The sequence below is a fragment of the Allocoprobacillus halotolerans genome (genome assembly GCF_024399475.1).
Taxonomy (GTDB): domain Bacteria; phylum Bacillota_I; class Bacilli_A; order Erysipelotrichales; family Coprobacillaceae; genus Allocoprobacillus; species Allocoprobacillus halotolerans.
The window spans coordinates 1,165,553-1,180,701 of the sequence record NZ_CP101620.1 but is presented as its reverse complement, the minus strand read 5'-3'; the positions used below and the strand labels follow the sequence as shown (position 1 = coordinate 1,180,701).

Genomic DNA, 15,149 nt, shown 5'->3' with positions numbered 1-15,149 from the left:
AATTAATAAAAAGAGGACACATCAAAGTGCCCTAATGATTAACCCATTCTAATTAAGATTGCAAGAACAAAAAATGCAATTGCAAGTCCAATAGTTATTCGTGTTAAAACCAAATCAGCTCCACGTTCTTTTTGGTGGGCAAATAGGTTAGAGCTTTGACCTGTCAAAGCATTAACAACACCATCAGATTTTCCACTTTGTAATAGGCATACAACAATAAGAGCTACTGAAACTAAAACGAGTAAAATATTTAAAACCATTGTCGTACCTCCTTTTCTTTTTATACATTAGCATAACAATACTATCACAATCAACATAAAAATACAACACTTTTTCTTCAACATCAATAAGAGAACATCAAACAAAACATATTCTATAGCCAATTCATACAACTAATCTTGAAAAACTTCTTGAATCGCATGAATTGTTTGATTATATTTATTATCAATTTCTCCCATTAATGATAAAGCCACCTTTAAATCATCATTTCTAATGAATTAAACTTGTCTAACAAACAAATCTTCTAGTGGTTTGATTGATAGATTTGCACAAATTTCTTTTAATGTATGAGCATGACGAAAGATTTCTTCTTGATTATCATCTTTAATAGCACTCAATAGTTGATGATATGTTGGATCATCAACAAATCTTGACATCATACATTTAAATAAATTTTCGTTTCCCATCATTCTAGATAATGCATCTTCCACATCAATACCCACATCTTTTAATACCTTTTGATTCATATTTCTATCTCTTCTATACAATTATTTTTTCTTTTCTTATTGTTTCTATTCGCTTATATTTTAACAAAAAAATAGTGTTCTAACAAATATTTTACAAAATATATCATTTTCACTTCCACAATACTCTCAAACATCAAATAATAAGATTTACATATTTTTCAAGTTTTTGTATGATAATAACGGAGGTTGTCATTATGCAAAAGAAAAAACTATTAACTTTATTTCTTTCAACTTTATATTTGAGTGCTTTCACCTTTGGTGGCGGATATGTCATTGTGACATTAATGCGTAAAAAATTTGTAAGTGAATATCATTGGATTGATGAAGATGAAATGTTAGATTTAATTGCCATTGCACAATCATCACCTGGAGCTATCGCTGTCAATGGCGCTATTGTTGTTGGATACAAATTAGCTGGAATTTTAGGAATCATTATTTCTGTCATTGCGACAATAATTCCCCCATTTGTTGTCATTTCTTTATTATCATTTTGTTATGAAGCCTTTCGTACTAATCTAATAGTTTCATTAATGTTAGAAGGTATGCAAGCTGGTGTCGGCGCAGTGATTGGAGCAGTTGTTTATGAAATGGCAGCTGGGATAGTTCATGAAAATAATATTTTTTCTCTATTTATTATGTTTTTCTCATTTATTTTAACATACGTTTTTAATATCAATGTTGTTTATATTATTCTTATTTGCATTTTGATTGGACTTATAAAGACTTTCTTATTGAAAAGGAGCGTGAAATCATGATACTTTTACAACTCTTTTTAAGTTTTCTACAAATTGGAGCATTTAGTTTTGGTGGTGGATATGCTGCTATGCCTCTTATCCAAAATCAAGTTGTAGAATTACATCACTGGCTAACAATTTCAGAATTTACTGATTTAGTCACTATTTCACAAATGACACCTGGACCAATTGCGGTTAATTCAGCAACATTTGTAGGAACAAAAATTGCTGGTTTCCCTGGTGCTCTTGTTTCCACTTTGGGATGTATCTTACCATCTTGCATTATTGTTACAGTCATTGCATGGCTATACATGAAATATCGTAAAATGGAATCTTTACAATCTGTTTTAAATGTATTAAGACCGGCGGTTGTATCTTTAATTGCCAGTGCCGGTCTAACAATTATTGTATCTTCATTTTTTGGAGAATTAGGCATTTCTATAGAAACACTGAAAATTCAAATGGTTATCATTTTTTCTATATGTATGCTGTTACTTATAAAATGGAAGATGAATCCTATTTTTGTCATGATATTAGCTGGTGTTTTAAATGTCGCACAATATTTTATCACACAACCTTTTTTATAAAGAAAAGAGTTATCCTCTTTGATAACTCCAATTACACATATTGAAAAATTTTAAATAACAACGGTGCTCCAATGAGATAAAAAAATAAATTCCCTATCGCATGGAAAGTATCAAACAACAACCCAGCACTATAATAAACAATAAACAAAGGTAACCCCCTACAACAAATTGTTCTAAAGAAACAACAAAACCAAAAACATAACCCATCAACATAGAAAAAATAGCCATCACCAAAAGAGATGGCTTTTTATCTCTTCTTTTATAAATATCTACAACACATTGTGTCAATAAACAAATGGCTATCCATGCAAGTATTTGAAAAAATGTCCAAATTCCCATACCTAAATACATATTGGATACAAGTGTTGTCACAAGTGTCAGTTTAATACCAAACGCTAATCCAAAAACAATGACTGAAATAATAATAATGGAAGTCACGGGTTTAATATTAGGTAAAGCTTGTAAAGCAATACGTGAAGCAATATTAACTGCCGCTAAAATACCAATTAAACTTATTTCTTTAACTTTATCCATTTGTTGAATAGATCCACTCAACTTGATCACCATCTTTTAAAACATATGAACCTGCTCCAACACTTGGATAAGATCCATTGACTTTATACTTCCATCCTGAACGACCACCATAATCAAACTCATTGAGTCCATTAATACCTTTGACATAAACAGCTTGACCAACTCCAGAAACTTTTACTGACATATCATAATTATCAGCTAATATTTTTAGTGCATCGTAAGCACTCATACCTTCTTCAAATTCGATATAATCTTGAGCCATAACACTATCAACACCTGTAATTGTCACATTAACAGATGACACTTCTTCTATCTCTGTTTCTTCCTCTGTTTCTGTCGAATGAGATGGTGTTGTTTCTTCTTCTGAAGTTTCTGTTTTACTTGGTGAAGTTGTTTCTGTCTGTTGTGTTGTTTGGGATTCTTGTTTTTGAGTTATTGATTCCTTATCTTTTGATATAGGAGTCTGTTGAGATTTTTCAGTTTCTTGTTTACTTTCTTGTTCTGTTTTTTCTTCCTGTTCAATCACTTCTTGTTCAACAGGTGTTTTTACAACTGGCTGAGATGTTTGACTTGGTGCAAAGCAGGCATGATAAATACCTGCTCCACCAATCAAAACAAAGCATACAACAATAAAAACAAGTGTATATTTCTTTGTTTTATTCAAAATACTTTCTTCCTTTCAATAAGAGTATTCCACTTCCAATAAATAATAAACCATAACCTAATAACCATGAAGAATCATTGGTTTGAACAACATCTGCTTTCTTTGATGTTTCTTTTACAGTTTCTTGTTTTGTTTCATTTTGAGATTCTGTTTTTGGTACATCTTTTTCTTCTTCATCTACTTTTACTTCAGGCTCTTCTGTATCTTTGACTTCACCTAAAGCAAAATATTCATCTTTTGCTTTTGTATAAACAGAACCATGATAATAATATCCAACGGCTTGTACACCTTGTACAGTTGCTAATAAATTATATTGACCAATTCCTGTATACTCTGACCAAAAACTTCCATCAGTATTTTGGAAAGTCAATAAAACATCATAAGGATTATTTCCATTTTGATTATATTTTCCAGCTTTAACACCTTCACTATCATATGTTAATAATCCAGTAAGTACTGATGATTGCGTATTCGCATCAGCACCATATCCATACATATCAAACCCAGCATCATCTTTTTGATAAGATAGAATATTTGTTAAAGCTTTCTCTATTGTTGATTGATATTGTGTTTTATTAACTAAACACAATGCTTCAACTGCCCATCCTGTAACTGATAAATCTTCATAACCACCAGCATATGTAAATGAACCATTATCTTGAATCATCGAAGCTAAATAATTGGCTGCAAGTTCAAGTTTATCTGATTCAACAATGTATAAAGCATACACACAAAATATTTGATTGTTTGAACCAAAACTATTTGTTTCACTGTCAAAACGAACTGATCCATCTTCATTAATAGCTGATTCTAACAATTCAACATAATTCATACCCTGATAATTTCTTGGATCATCACCATGTAAAGTCAACGCAATAATCGCTTTCGCAACCAATGATGCTGTGTCTGTTTCAAGCAATCCTTTAGGAATCGCAATATCATCTGATTCGACTCCAACAGATTCACTCGCAATGATTTCATCCACTGATTGAAATGATTTTACACTTTCAAAATAAGATTTTGCAAGTGTATAACTTTCGTCATATGATAATGCTGATACAGGAAAAATCTGTCCTATCACCATCATCAACATGATTAATAAACTTGTAAAAATTTTCTTCATTTTGTCCTCCTCATTCCTCTAGACAAAAATAAGGTATATTACCCTAAATTGATACTAGAACGACTTTATACTCCGTAAAGTGTATTCCAAGATGTTGGCATGTATTCCGGCTCAAGTTCAACGTCTTAGCACCTTCCCAGTTTCCCAGTGGTATCTCGCTTTGACTTCCTTTCACGGCTGCGGGACAGCTCAGGATTTACACCTGCTTCCATTTTCATGAAATATTTCTATTTCCAACCAACAAATTCATAAACTTTCACGCTCCCATTATATACCAATATGAAATGAGTTTAAAGAAAAAAAGAACCTTTTAAAAGGCTCTCATTCCAACAACTATTTTTCCTATATAAACACCTATTATACAACCACCAACACTCATGAAGATATAAAGTATTGCAAGTATAAACTTTCCATTTTCGAAAAGACTTAAAGCTTCTAGTGAAAAAGTTGAAAAAGTTGTAAATCCTCCACATACTCCTGTTTTCAAAAAGAGATTGAGTTGTGAAGAAAGATAATGTTTTTCAAATAATCCCACCACCATACCAATGATAAAAGCACCTATTAAGTTTGTAATAAAAGTTAAAATAGGAAAGGAACTTTTCATAGGTAATAAACTTATAGAATATCTTAAGATTGCGCCAAGGGCACCACCTAGCCCTACCCATAAAAATTTATCCATTGTCACTCTCCATGGCTATGACACTGAATTTTTGATCTTTTTCAATTAAAGTCACGGTTGTTATATATTGTGTTGCATTTAAAATAGGATTATTCTCTTTAAAAGTAATCTGTACTTCCACATCATAATAACTATAATCCTCTAAACCAGATAAAGCTTTGTAAGATGACGTATTGGATAAAATATCATAACGTACAACTTCAGGCAAACTGACATATGATTGATTCTTTTTATAATATTCATTTTGTGCATAGGCTGTAAAATCATCTTTTTTATCAGCATAGAAATAATCTATACCTCCTATTTTACCATCTTCTTTATTAGATAAAGTATAATAATCACTTACAAAATAAGCAGCAACCAATTGTCTTTCCGTCTTTTTATCTCCACGATTAATAGCTGTTACTAACTGATTATAAATATCACTCATTAAACTTGTTTCATTTGATAATTCAACATATTCAATAGTAACTTTTTTTGTGGTACAGCTTTTTCTTCATTATTTAAGATAAATACTAATGAAAAAACAATTCCAATCACAATAATTAATATCACAGCATATCTTTTTTCGCTTTTTGAATAATCTTTTGATAAGGTTTTGTATCTTTAATAGATGGTAAGTATTCACTCTTAATAAAAATATTAAGGATTGTTAAAAATGGTTTATACTTACGATCAATCATATTTGTTGCTTCTACAAATAATTCAAATAAAAGCATCAGTGCAATAAAAAGAATGGTAGCTCCAACTTTATCAAATAAATAAAGATATGAACATAAAGAAAATAAAACTGTCACAGCATATAAAATCAAGACACTTTTGGTTTGTCCTAGTTCTAATGAAAACATTAATTTATGATGAAGATGATTACGATCAGCTTCACTAAAACTTTTATGATGAACTTTACGACGAATAATCGCAATAAAAGTATCCATAATAGGCACCATTAAAACAACAATCGGTGCTCCTAAAGTAAAGAAAGAAGAACTCTTATAACCAAATCCAAGCAAGGAAATAACTGCAATCATAAAGCCAATAAACAAAGCACCACAATCACCTAAGAAAATAGATGCTGGATGAAAATTAAAAACCAGAAAGCCTCCAATGGCACCAGCTAAAAGTAAGGAAAGTGATGATATATCACTACGGCCATAAGTCAATGATGTTAAAGATATTGTGACTAAAACAATAATTGAAATACCAGCACATAAACCATCTAAACCATCAATTAAATTAATTGCATTACTAATACCTACAATCCACAATATTGTAATCATGATTGCAAAAATATAGGACACAGAGTCTGGTAAAAAAGGTAACGAAAAGCCTTTTAAAACAATATCTCCATAAATAATGACAACCAATGCAGCAATAATTTGACCTAATAATTTTAATTTAGGGGATAAATCATGAATATCATCATAAAATCCTGTTAAAAACATAATAAATCCACCAATTAACATGGCATTAATTTGTGTATCCGTCTTTAAAAAAATCATTGTTCCTATTAAAAAACTCATATAGATGCCATATCCACCCGTTCTAGCAATCACACCTTTATGAATTGTTCTTTTATTTGTATGAGCAATAATCCCAAGTTGTTTTGATACTTTTCCTACCGTTGGAACAAGAATTAAACTCAATATGAAAGTCACAACAAATGATAAACATATCTCTAAACTCATGATTCTTGGCTCCTTTCTTATATTCTCTATCTTCTGTTATATCATAAATCTATGATTTTGCGAAGTCTTACAAGCATATATTTTTATTTGATAGCTGATTCATGACTTCTTTATGCTTAGATTTTGTAGTCTGTATTAAAATAATGATCTTCTATCTTTTTGCTTAAAATCTATAGCCAAAAGTGTTATAATGGCTTTATAAGGAGGAAAATGAATATGCACAAATTAGGTATTTCTGTATACCCTGACAAAACACCAATGGAAGAGGTATACGCATACATGGAAAAGGCTGCAAAATTAGGTTTTAGTAGAATTTTTACATGTTTTTTATCTATTCCAGATGAAGAAAGAGAAAGTTATTTAGTAGAATTTAAAGATTTTATGAAAAAGGCTCATGAGCTTGGATTTGAGGTTGCTGCTGATACAAATCCTGAAGTCTTTAAAATTATTGGAGCTACACCTGATAACTTAAAACCATTCGCTGATTTGGGACTTGATATTATTAGAATGGATGGTAACTTTGGAACACAAGGAGATATTCAATTAACACGTAATCCATATAATATTAAAATTGAATTTAATGCAAGTATGGATATGGGTGTTGAATTATTGATTAATAGAGGTGGTAACAAAGATCAAATGACAATGTGCCACAACTTCTTCCCAGAACGTTATACAGGTTTAGATTTTGATTTATTTATGGATTATAACCGTTATTGGAAAGAATTAAACTTAACAACTGCTGCTTTTGTTTCAAGCAACAATGACAATACAATTGGTCCTTGGCAAGTATTTTGTGGTTTACCAACAGTTGAAATTATGCGTGGATTACCAATTGATTTACAGGCACGTTATATGCTAGCAACTGGTGATGTGGATGATATTTTAATTGGAAACTATCCTGCTAGTGATGAAGAATTAGAGGCTTTATCTAAAGTGAATTTACAAGCTATTGAAATTAAAGTTGATGAAGCTGAAGGTATTAGTGATAACGAAAAAGCTATTATGTATGAATATGCTCCTCATTGGGATCGTTATGATCATTCTACTTTTATGTTAAGATCTTCAATGCCTAGAGTTTGGTTTAAAGAAAAGAAAAGCGTTCAAGATGGTTCAATTGCTCAAACAACTGCAATGAATGTTGAATCACAATCTATTCCATATAGAGATCCAGGTAAACCTGTCTTTACACGTGGAGATATTTTGATTGTGAATGATAATTTAGCACATTATCGTGGTGAACTTGAAATCGTCTTAACAGAAATTCCAAATGATGGTGAACGTAACCTAGTGGCTACTGTCAAACCTGAAGAACTCATGTTATTGGATTTTATTAAACCAGGTCAACATTTTAAAATTTTAAAATAGAAAATAAGGATTGAGAAGTTTTTCACTTTTCAATCCTTTTTGATTAAGGTAACTTTCTTGATTCTATTGGCGCAATCAAAACTTTTCCTGTACCACGATAAACATTGACAAGTCCTTCACCCGAGGCTGCTGAACCAGCTAACGTTTTCCCTGAACGCTCTACTTTAAATTCAAGACTGCCACTCCAAGCAATTGCCATATTGCCATCAATCTTTAAAACATCATCTTTCAATGTCACTTCAATGAGTTCTTCTTGAGGACAATCAGATTCTAAACAAACAACACCTGATCCTTCAATTCCCAAATTAAATAATCCTTCATTTCCAGCAGCAGCTGAAGATAAATTAGAACGCATGACTGTTTTATGTTTTAACGATGCATCACACGCTAAAAACAAACCATCATCTAAAACAATTGAATGATTCCATTCATCAAGATCAAGCAATAGAATATGTTTATACGTTGGTTCTAGAACAAGGACACCATCACCTGTATATTCAGGTTTAATGGCTGTTTCTCCTGTTACTTTTCCTCTCACTGCTTTTGACAATAAATCTCCAACGCCTTTTAATCCCGTTGTCGCATAAACATTACCAACCACCCATTGCATCGCTCCAGACTGTACAACTACATTAGCTTTACTGATGTCACAAATAATCTGTCTTTTGCGAATATTCATCTCATTACAAAAATAAGCTGTTTGTGCATGATGAGGCATCACACTTAAATCACGTTGATATTCAATGACTTGAAAAGGCCCTTTTTCATTAATAATCTTCACATCATTATTATTTGTAAAATTAGAAATTGTAAACATAACTGTTCCTCCTTTGTTATTATTATATCATACATTTTTATCAACTGAACTTTTTCCTGTCAGATAATCAATTTTAACATTTGGCTGAACATTATAAACAAAAACATTGAACTCAATATCCAAACCTCTATCTTCCACAGACATAGCTTCCATCAACACACCATCAGCAACCAAATTATTACCATCAAAAATAGGTGTTACACGATATAAAACATGATTGCCAGTATCTTGAACATAATTAGCAACTTCATTTTCAAAAGGTAACATTCCCTCAGTATTCATATATCTTGTACCCGTTATTAAATTTCTTTCATTGGCATTTTCACCACTTAATTGATATCCAATCAAATGACAACGATTATATAAATATTTTCCATCTACAAAATCATATTTAACCGTCTGCCAACCTGATGGTTTAATCATCCCAATACTGCCACGTTCTTTTGTTGGCATTAAATCCTCACCAATATTCGCATAAGCTACACCACAACGACCTAAAGCATCTAAAGGACTATATGTTTCAAATAATTTTGTTGTGAAATCTGATTCATCAAAATATGGTTGATTATCATTGACAATCACATAAGGTTGTCCATTGTATTCAGGAATATCTTCTAAATCACTAGCATAAGGAATATCAGTTTGATAATATTCAACACCAATATAGCCTCCAATCGCAAATACACATGCAACAACTAATTTTAATATTCTTTTTTATATTTCTTTTTCATAACTGCTCCTATCTATTTCTATCTTCCATCATATCAATTGCATTTTGTGCTTGAGCAACATCCTTTAAGTTTTCTAATATAATATATGTACGATATTGTCTTCTCCCATTGTAAATCGTATCACTAAATACAATAGTTCCATTGCCATTCTTATGAATTTTAATTTCCATAGGTGGTAAATCTTTACCATTATACATTTTTATTTTTCGACCACTTTTAATAATCAGCTTTTTATTTGTAATGACATAAAATGTTTTATTTCTTAAATAAGCTTTTTGAATCAACTTTCCAAAAGCCATATGAAAACCAACACATAAAAATGGAATCATCCATATAATCATAAAAATAGATGGTGATAAAAGAAGTGTTTTTATAAATGTTAAACAAAAACCTAACCATATAATTCCAAATAAACAAACTACTATATCATTACTCATCATCAAGTGTCCTTTTTCAGGTTTTCCACTCCATAAAATATACTCATCTTGAATTAAATAAGGTTTACAAAAATCATAAGAAACAAATTCATCCATTTCTATCACTCACCTTTCTTGGTTTATAAATTGTATCAAGTATACCATTATTTTCATGACAACTTATTAATTGTAAAGGAATTGATGAAAAACAATCTTTAAATAATAAAATACCTGAACCTAATAAGGTTGGAATAATAGAAATATGATACTCATCTATACATTGTGTTTGCATTAAAGATTGTATCATTTGAGCACCACCACATATCCATATATCCTTTCCTTCTTTTTGTTTTAACTCTTTCATCAAATCTTCTGGTTGATGTGAAACAAATTGAATAGTGTTTGTTGATTCTTCTGGATGATGTGTGACTACATAACTCTGAAAAGAATCATAAGGCCACACATCCGGTGATAATTCTGTCACAATTTGATTATATGTATTCCATCCCATAATCACAGTATCTATATTTTGAACAAATGTAGAATAAATATCTTTCGTTTCTATATTTTCATCCTGCCCAGATAACCAGTCTATCTTTCCTTGGCTATCAACAATATATCCATCCAAACTCATCGCTATAAATAAAATTACTTTTCGCATACATCCACCTCAATGTATTCAGATTATATCATGTCATATTCTTATCGTCATTTTTTTTATTATCATTTAGACAAAAAAGAAGATTGATTATAAACCAATCTTCCCTCTCTTTTATTGAGCATTAGATGCTGCGATTTTGACTTTACTGAAGTAATCAGAAATGATTTTACGAGTTACTTCATCATATTCAAAGACTTCATCATTATCATTTCCAGTTCTTGGAACATAAGCGTTGATACCTTCAAAATCACCACTTGCTAATTCATCCACAACTTCTTGATTTGCAGAAGTATAACCTACAAAGCTAGAGTTATCCATAGCTGCATCATAAGTACAAGCATAGTTAATAAATTCATGTGCTAATTCAACATTTTTAGCGTTCTTAGGAATAACCATAGCGTCACTCCATAAGTTTGTTCCTGTTTCAGGCATATAGAATCCCATGTTTTCATTTTCAGCCATAACATAAGTGGCATCACCTGAATAAATTAATCCTAAAGCTTTTCTTCCTTGAGCCATGTTATCAATGATTTCATCAGTTACAATTTCAGGTTCCATTGTTTCAACGCATTTAACTAACCAATCATAAGCTTCTTTTAATTCTTTATCATTTTTTGTATTCATTGAATAACCTAAAGCTTTTAAAGCCATCATAAATGAATCACGTTCAGAATCATATAAATAAATATCTCCTTTATATTTTGTATCAAGGAAAATATTGTAACCTTCTTTTTCTAAATCTGCTTCACTGACTTTTGTTTTGTCATAAACAATACCTACAGTTCCCCAGAAATAAGGAATAGAATATTCATTCTTTGCATCATATGGTAAACCCTTTACAGCATCAACAAGTTCATCCATACAATCTAATTTATCTTGATCTAATTTTTGAATCAAATCTTCTTGAATTAATCTTTCAATCATGTAATCACTTGGAACTAAAACATCAAATGATTCCCCATTAGCCACTTTAATATACATGGCTTCATTTGAATCAAAATAATCTACAACCACTTTAGCTCCTGTTAAATCTTCAAAACCAGAGATAAAGTTGTCTCCCATGTATTCTCCCCAGTTATAAAGATGTAATTCTTGACCTGCATAAGGTTTGTCCTCATTAGAACTTCCTCCTCCACAGGCAGTTAATGTCATCATTGTAGCGACTGCTAATAAACTAGTTAATAACTTTTTCATCTTTTTCTCCCTTCTTGATTTAATTAACGGTACTACATTGATAATCACAAGGACTATCGTTATCAATACTACTACAAGAGTAGATATTGCATTGATTGTTGGGTTCACACGTTTACTCATGGTATAAACCATGATACTTAAGTTTTTAACTCCGCCTCCTGTCACAAAATATGAGATGATAAAATCATCAAATGACATCGTAAAGGCAATTAAAGCTCCTGAAATAATTCCTGGCATAATTTGTGGAACCAAGACTTTTGTAAGTGCCTGCCAAGGTGTTGCTCCTAAATCCATCGCTGCATCAGCTAAATTAGGATCAAGCGAACGAATCTTAGGCATAACACTCAATATCACATAAGGAATACAGAAGGTAATATGTGCCAATAACATTGTCATAAAACCACGTTCAAGATGGAAAGTAATAAACAACAACATCAATCCAATAGCTGTCACAATTTCTGGATTCATAATTGGAAAATCATTTAACTGCATCATTATTTTTCTAACAATCTTACTTGATTTTGATAACCCAATGGCACTGATTGTTCCTACTAGAGTTGATACAACTGTCGCAATCACTGCCACAGTTATTGTCACATACAAGGATTCCATCATACCTCTATTTTGAAAGAGTTTTTCATACCATGTGAAACTAAAACCAGTAAAATGTGTTAATGATTTACTTTCGTTAAATGAGAAAATCACCATAAATACAATTGGTAAATAGAAGAACAAAATCGTTAAAATCATTAAAATCTTACCAAAAATTCTTTTATCCTTTTTCATGATTCTTGACTTCCTCCTCCACTATTACGTTCATCAATCTTTCTAATAGCGTACATACACACCATCATAATCACAGCCATAATCATAGAAATAGCACTACCAAAGTTCCATTCTCCAACTGTAATAAATTGATTTTCAATAACATTTCCAATGAGGAAGAATTGTCCTCCACCAAGTAACTTAGGAATAAAGAAAGAACTCACAGCTGGTAAAAATACAAGTGTAATCCCACTAACAACTCCTGATAAAGATAATGGGAATGTGACACGTAAGAATGTCTGCACTTTGTTTGCTCCTAAATCAGCACTGGCTTCTAATAAAGATTTATCCATCTTACATAAAGATGTATTAATTTGTAAAATCATAAATGGAATAAAGTTATAAACCATTCCAAGGAGCACTGAACCTTCTGTATAAAGCAGTTCCATATCTTTTAAACCAAAAATCCTAAAATTGTTTGCGCAATGCCTCCATCTGAAAGAATCCCAATCCATGCATAAGTTCTCACTAACATGTTAATCCACATTGGTAGAGTGATTGCTAAAACAAAAATATTACGTACACGATCACTACTTCTTGCGATAAAATAAGCAACTGGATAACCTAAAATCACACAGATAATTGTTGTTTTAATTGCAATTGTGAGTGAGCGCCATAAAACTAATAAAAAATCTGGGTCGGTAAAGAATTTTTTAAAATGCGCCAATGTAAAGGTAAAATTAACAATATCATTACCTTGTATTGTGAGTGAATACACAAGAATCAATAACATTGGTAATAAAATCATTAAGATAACCCATATCATATATGGCCATGCAAGTTGAGAAAAACGTTTCATTAGAATTCCATTTTCTCCATTACATGAATATCTTCAGGGAAGAATGTTAAACCGACCTCTTTACCTTCTTCCACAAAATCTGTTGTATGAATCTTTAATTCTCTACCTTCAGTTGAGAAAGTTACTTTATATGTTCCTTCTTCAATATGTTCAGGATCAAAATCATAATCAACATAAATATCAACAGATTCATCTTCATCATTTAATTTCCATCCTTGAGCATTAGCCCATGTTTTTAAATCTGTATCTAAAGCTACTGATTCATCAAGTTCATCCACTGTTTTAAAGAAGTTAAATGCCATAACCCCTTCATTCGCTTTCGTATTTTTAACAACTGGTTGATTAACAACAATAATCTTACGTTCTACAGATGTTCCTGAAGATGTTGAGAACACCACTGGATATTCTCCCACTTCTTCTTTTAAATCATATTCAATTTTACTAATTGAAATATAATCATCTGCTTCAGGATGCCATGCCTGAGCGTCTGCACGAGCAATAATTTCAGCATCATCTAAAGCCTTCACATCTTCAATGTCCACATAGAAATCATTGGCACTGATTTTTTCTTTACCATTTTCTGAAGTGACATCACGATTTCTAATGACATGCATATTCACTGTCACACTTGTTCCTGGAACAGTTTCTACCATCACTTCATAATGGACACCTTTAAATAAAACACTTAACACTTCCCCTGTCATCTTCCCTTTTTCTACATCGACAATATCAATATCTTCAGGACGAATGACAATATCCACAGGTTGTTTTTCTTTAAAACCAAAATCAACACAATCAAAAACAATATCATCAAATTTCACTTTATAATCTTCTAACATCACCCCTGGGATAATATTACTTTCTCCAATGAAATTGGCAATATATCTATTTTGTGGTTCATTATAAATTTCTTGAGGTGTTCCCACTTGTTGAATTTCCCCATCTTTCATAACCACAATCTTATCAGACATTGTTAATGCTTCTTCTTGGTCATGAGTGACATAGATAAATGTAATCCCAACTTCTTGTTGAATACGTTTTAATTCATATTGCATTTCTTTTCTTAGTTTTAAATCCAATGCCCCTAATGGTTCATCTAATAATAGAACTTTTGGTTCATTGACTAAAGCTCTCGCAATAGCCACACGTTGTTGTTGTCCTCCAGAAAGAAGTGTTACGTTTTTATTTTCATAACCTTCTAATCCTATTAACTTCAACATTTTCATAACTTTTTGTTCAATAACGTCTTTACTCATTTTTTTGATTTTTAAACCAAATGCAATATTTTGATAAACACTCATATGAGGAAATAAAGCATATTTTTGAAAAACTGTATTTAATTCTCTTTTATGTGGTGGTACTTTTTCAATGTTTTCACCATCAAAGACAACTTCTCCTTCAGTTGCATCTAAGAAACCACCTAAAATTCTTAATAATGTCGTTTTCCCACAACCACTTGGACCTAATAAAGTCACAAATTCATTTTCATAAATATCAAGGTTGACACCTTTTAAAACAATTTGTCCATCAAAATCTTTTACAATATTACGAAATTGTATTAATTTCTTTTTATCCATAATCATACT

The 15,149-nt window shown here is 31.2% G+C and carries 18 protein-coding genes, 1 pseudogene and 1 riboswitch; of the genes and pseudogenes, 3 read left to right on the top strand and 16 right to left on the bottom strand.

Annotated elements, in window-relative coordinates; genetic code table 11:
- Nucleotides 1-38 precede the first annotated feature (38 nt).
- Both secG and NMU03_RS07000 read right to left on the bottom strand, forming a co-directional pair.
- The gene (secG, locus tag NMU03_RS07005; protein WP_290141926.1) at nt 39-260 is read right to left on the bottom strand and encodes a preprotein translocase subunit SecG; all 222 of its coding nucleotides are present in this window, start codon (nt 258-260) and stop codon (nt 39-41) included.
- 237 nt (nt 261-497) lie between these two features.
- Nucleotides 498-746: a hypothetical protein gene (locus tag NMU03_RS07000; RefSeq protein ID WP_290141925.1), complete on the bottom strand. Its 249-nt coding sequence runs from the start codon at nt 744-746 to the stop codon at nt 498-500.
- A 194-nt stretch (nt 747-940) separates the two neighbouring features.
- On the opposite strand from NMU03_RS07000, the gene NMU03_RS06995 reads away from it, so the two are divergent.
- Nucleotides 941-1,501, top strand: a complete 561-nt coding sequence (locus NMU03_RS06995; protein WP_290141924.1) for a chromate transporter — start codon at nt 941-943, stop codon at nt 1,499-1,501.
- On the top strand, nt 1,498-2,067 hold the full coding sequence (locus tag NMU03_RS06990) for a chromate transporter (RefSeq protein ID WP_290141922.1): 570 nt from the start codon (nt 1,498-1,500) through the stop codon (nt 2,065-2,067). The genes NMU03_RS06995 and NMU03_RS06990 overlap by 4 nt, the downstream gene beginning before the upstream one ends.
- A 93-nt stretch (nt 2,068-2,160) precedes the next feature.
- Here the strand turns inward: NMU03_RS06990 and NMU03_RS06985 are convergent, their stop codons facing one another.
- The 7 genes from NMU03_RS06985 to NMU03_RS06955 form a co-directional block, all read right to left on the bottom strand.
- Nucleotides 2,161-2,622, bottom strand: coding sequence for a hypothetical protein (locus NMU03_RS06985; protein WP_290141921.1), 462 nt, complete (start codon nt 2,620-2,622; stop codon nt 2,161-2,163).
- On the bottom strand, nt 2,594-3,265 hold the full coding sequence (locus NMU03_RS06980) for a DUF4430 domain-containing protein (RefSeq protein ID WP_290141920.1): 672 nt from the start codon (nt 3,263-3,265) through the stop codon (nt 2,594-2,596). The genes NMU03_RS06985 and NMU03_RS06980 overlap by 29 nt, the downstream gene beginning before the upstream one ends.
- Nucleotides 3,258-4,388, bottom strand: coding sequence for a sortase B protein-sorting domain-containing protein (locus NMU03_RS06975; protein ID WP_290141918.1), 1,131 nt, complete (start codon nt 4,386-4,388; stop codon nt 3,258-3,260). The genes NMU03_RS06980 and NMU03_RS06975 overlap by 8 nt, the downstream gene beginning before the upstream one ends.
- Nucleotides 4,389-4,467: 79 nt before the next feature.
- Nucleotides 4,468-4,645: riboswitch (cobalamin riboswitch) on the bottom strand.
- Nucleotides 4,646-4,698: 53 nt separating this feature from the next.
- Complete coding sequence (gene crcB, locus NMU03_RS06970) at nt 4,699-5,067, bottom strand: fluoride efflux transporter CrcB (RefSeq protein WP_290141917.1); 369 nt, start codon at nt 5,065-5,067, stop codon at nt 4,699-4,701.
- A complete protein-coding gene (locus tag NMU03_RS06965; RefSeq protein WP_290141916.1) occupies nt 5,060-5,497 on the bottom strand; it encodes a hypothetical protein in 438 nt (145 codons plus the stop codon). The genes crcB and NMU03_RS06965 overlap by 8 nt, the downstream gene beginning before the upstream one ends.
- A complete protein-coding gene (locus tag NMU03_RS06960; protein ID WP_290141915.1) occupies nt 5,497-5,622 on the bottom strand; it encodes a hypothetical protein in 126 nt (41 codons plus the stop codon). The genes NMU03_RS06965 and NMU03_RS06960 overlap by 1 nt, the downstream gene beginning before the upstream one ends.
- A complete protein-coding gene (locus NMU03_RS06955; RefSeq protein WP_290141914.1) occupies nt 5,619-6,752 on the bottom strand; it encodes an MraY family glycosyltransferase in 1,134 nt (377 codons plus the stop codon). Before NMU03_RS06955 ends, NMU03_RS06960 begins: the two co-directional genes overlap by 4 nt.
- Nucleotides 6,753-6,968: 216 nt before the next feature.
- Between NMU03_RS06955 and NMU03_RS06950 the strand changes: the two genes are divergently transcribed.
- Complete coding sequence (locus NMU03_RS06950) at nt 6,969-8,120, top strand: DUF871 domain-containing protein (protein ID WP_290141913.1); 1,152 nt, start codon at nt 6,969-6,971, stop codon at nt 8,118-8,120.
- Nucleotides 8,121-8,163: 43 nt separating this feature from the next.
- On the opposite strand, the gene NMU03_RS06945 is transcribed toward NMU03_RS06950, so the two are convergent.
- From NMU03_RS06945 to NMU03_RS06915, 7 genes and pseudogenes are all read right to left on the bottom strand, one after another.
- Nucleotides 8,164-8,937, bottom strand: a complete 774-nt coding sequence (locus tag NMU03_RS06945) for an AIM24 family protein (RefSeq protein WP_290141912.1) — start codon at nt 8,935-8,937, stop codon at nt 8,164-8,166.
- A gap of 27 nt (nt 8,938-8,964) precedes the next feature.
- Nucleotides 8,965-9,519 (bottom strand): DNA/RNA non-specific endonuclease, encoded by a 555-nt coding sequence (locus NMU03_RS06940; RefSeq protein WP_353956666.1) that lies wholly within the window; start codon nt 9,517-9,519, stop codon nt 8,965-8,967.
- A 157-nt stretch (nt 9,520-9,676) separates the two neighbouring features.
- Nucleotides 9,677-10,201: a hypothetical protein gene (locus NMU03_RS06935; protein WP_290141911.1), complete on the bottom strand. Its 525-nt coding sequence runs from the start codon at nt 10,199-10,201 to the stop codon at nt 9,677-9,679.
- On the bottom strand, nt 10,194-10,745 hold the full coding sequence (locus tag NMU03_RS06930; protein ID WP_290141910.1) for a dihydrofolate reductase family protein: 552 nt from the start codon (nt 10,743-10,745) through the stop codon (nt 10,194-10,196). Before NMU03_RS06930 ends, NMU03_RS06935 begins: the two co-directional genes overlap by 8 nt.
- Nucleotides 10,746-10,856: 111 nt before the next feature.
- On the bottom strand, nt 10,857-12,725 hold the full coding sequence (locus NMU03_RS06925; RefSeq protein ID WP_290141909.1) for an extracellular solute-binding protein: 1,869 nt from the start codon (nt 12,723-12,725) through the stop codon (nt 10,857-10,859).
- A pseudogene (locus NMU03_RS06920) lies at nt 12,722-13,563 on the bottom strand (ABC transporter permease). Before NMU03_RS06920 ends, NMU03_RS06925 begins: the two are co-directional and overlap by 4 nt.
- Nucleotides 13,563-15,140, bottom strand: coding sequence for an ABC transporter ATP-binding protein (locus NMU03_RS06915; protein WP_290141908.1), 1,578 nt, complete (start codon nt 15,138-15,140; stop codon nt 13,563-13,565). The pseudogene NMU03_RS06920 and the gene NMU03_RS06915 overlap by 1 nt, the downstream one beginning before the upstream one ends.
- Between the last annotated feature and the right edge of the window lie 9 nt (nt 15,141-15,149).

What these genes read in the sequence shown, in the direction of transcription:
- NMU03_RS06930 (WP_290141910.1), bottom strand. Translation starts at nt 10,745, where the DNA reads ATGCGAAAAGTAATTTTATTTATAGCGATGAGTTTGGATGGATATATT.
- secG (WP_290141926.1), bottom strand. Translation starts at nt 260, where the DNA reads ATGGTTTTAAATATTTTACTCGTTTTAGTTTCAGTAGCTCTTATTGTT.
- NMU03_RS06915 (WP_290141908.1), bottom strand. Translation starts at nt 15,140, where the DNA reads ATGGATAAAAAGAAATTAATACAATTTCGTAATATTGTAAAAGATTTT.
- NMU03_RS06955 (WP_290141914.1), bottom strand. Translation starts at nt 6,752, where the DNA reads ATGAGTTTAGAGATATGTTTATCATTTGTTGTGACTTTCATATTGAGT.
- NMU03_RS06935 (WP_290141911.1), bottom strand. Translation starts at nt 10,201, where the DNA reads ATGGATGAATTTGTTTCTTATGATTTTTGTAAACCTTATTTAATTCAA.
- NMU03_RS06965 (WP_290141916.1), bottom strand. Translation starts at nt 5,497, where the DNA reads ATGAGTGATATTTATAATCAGTTAGTAACAGCTATTAATCGTGGAGAT.
- NMU03_RS06975 (WP_290141918.1), bottom strand. Translation starts at nt 4,388, where the DNA reads ATGAAGAAAATTTTTACAAGTTTATTAATCATGTTGATGATGGTGATA.
- NMU03_RS06925 (WP_290141909.1), bottom strand. Translation starts at nt 12,725, where the DNA reads ATGAAAAAGGATAAAAGAATTTTTGGTAAGATTTTAATGATTTTAACG.
- NMU03_RS06950 (WP_290141913.1), top strand. Translation starts at nt 6,969, where the DNA reads ATGCACAAATTAGGTATTTCTGTATACCCTGACAAAACACCAATGGAA.
- NMU03_RS07000 (WP_290141925.1), bottom strand. Translation starts at nt 746, where the DNA reads ATGAATCAAAAGGTATTAAAAGATGTGGGTATTGATGTGGAAGATGCA.
- NMU03_RS06995 (WP_290141924.1), top strand. Translation starts at nt 941, where the DNA reads ATGCAAAAGAAAAAACTATTAACTTTATTTCTTTCAACTTTATATTTG.
- NMU03_RS06990 (WP_290141922.1), top strand. Translation starts at nt 1,498, where the DNA reads ATGATACTTTTACAACTCTTTTTAAGTTTTCTACAAATTGGAGCATTT.
- crcB (WP_290141917.1), bottom strand. Translation starts at nt 5,067, where the DNA reads ATGGATAAATTTTTATGGGTAGGGCTAGGTGGTGCCCTTGGCGCAATC.
- NMU03_RS06945 (WP_290141912.1), bottom strand. Translation starts at nt 8,937, where the DNA reads ATGTTTACAATTTCTAATTTTACAAATAATAATGATGTGAAGATTATT.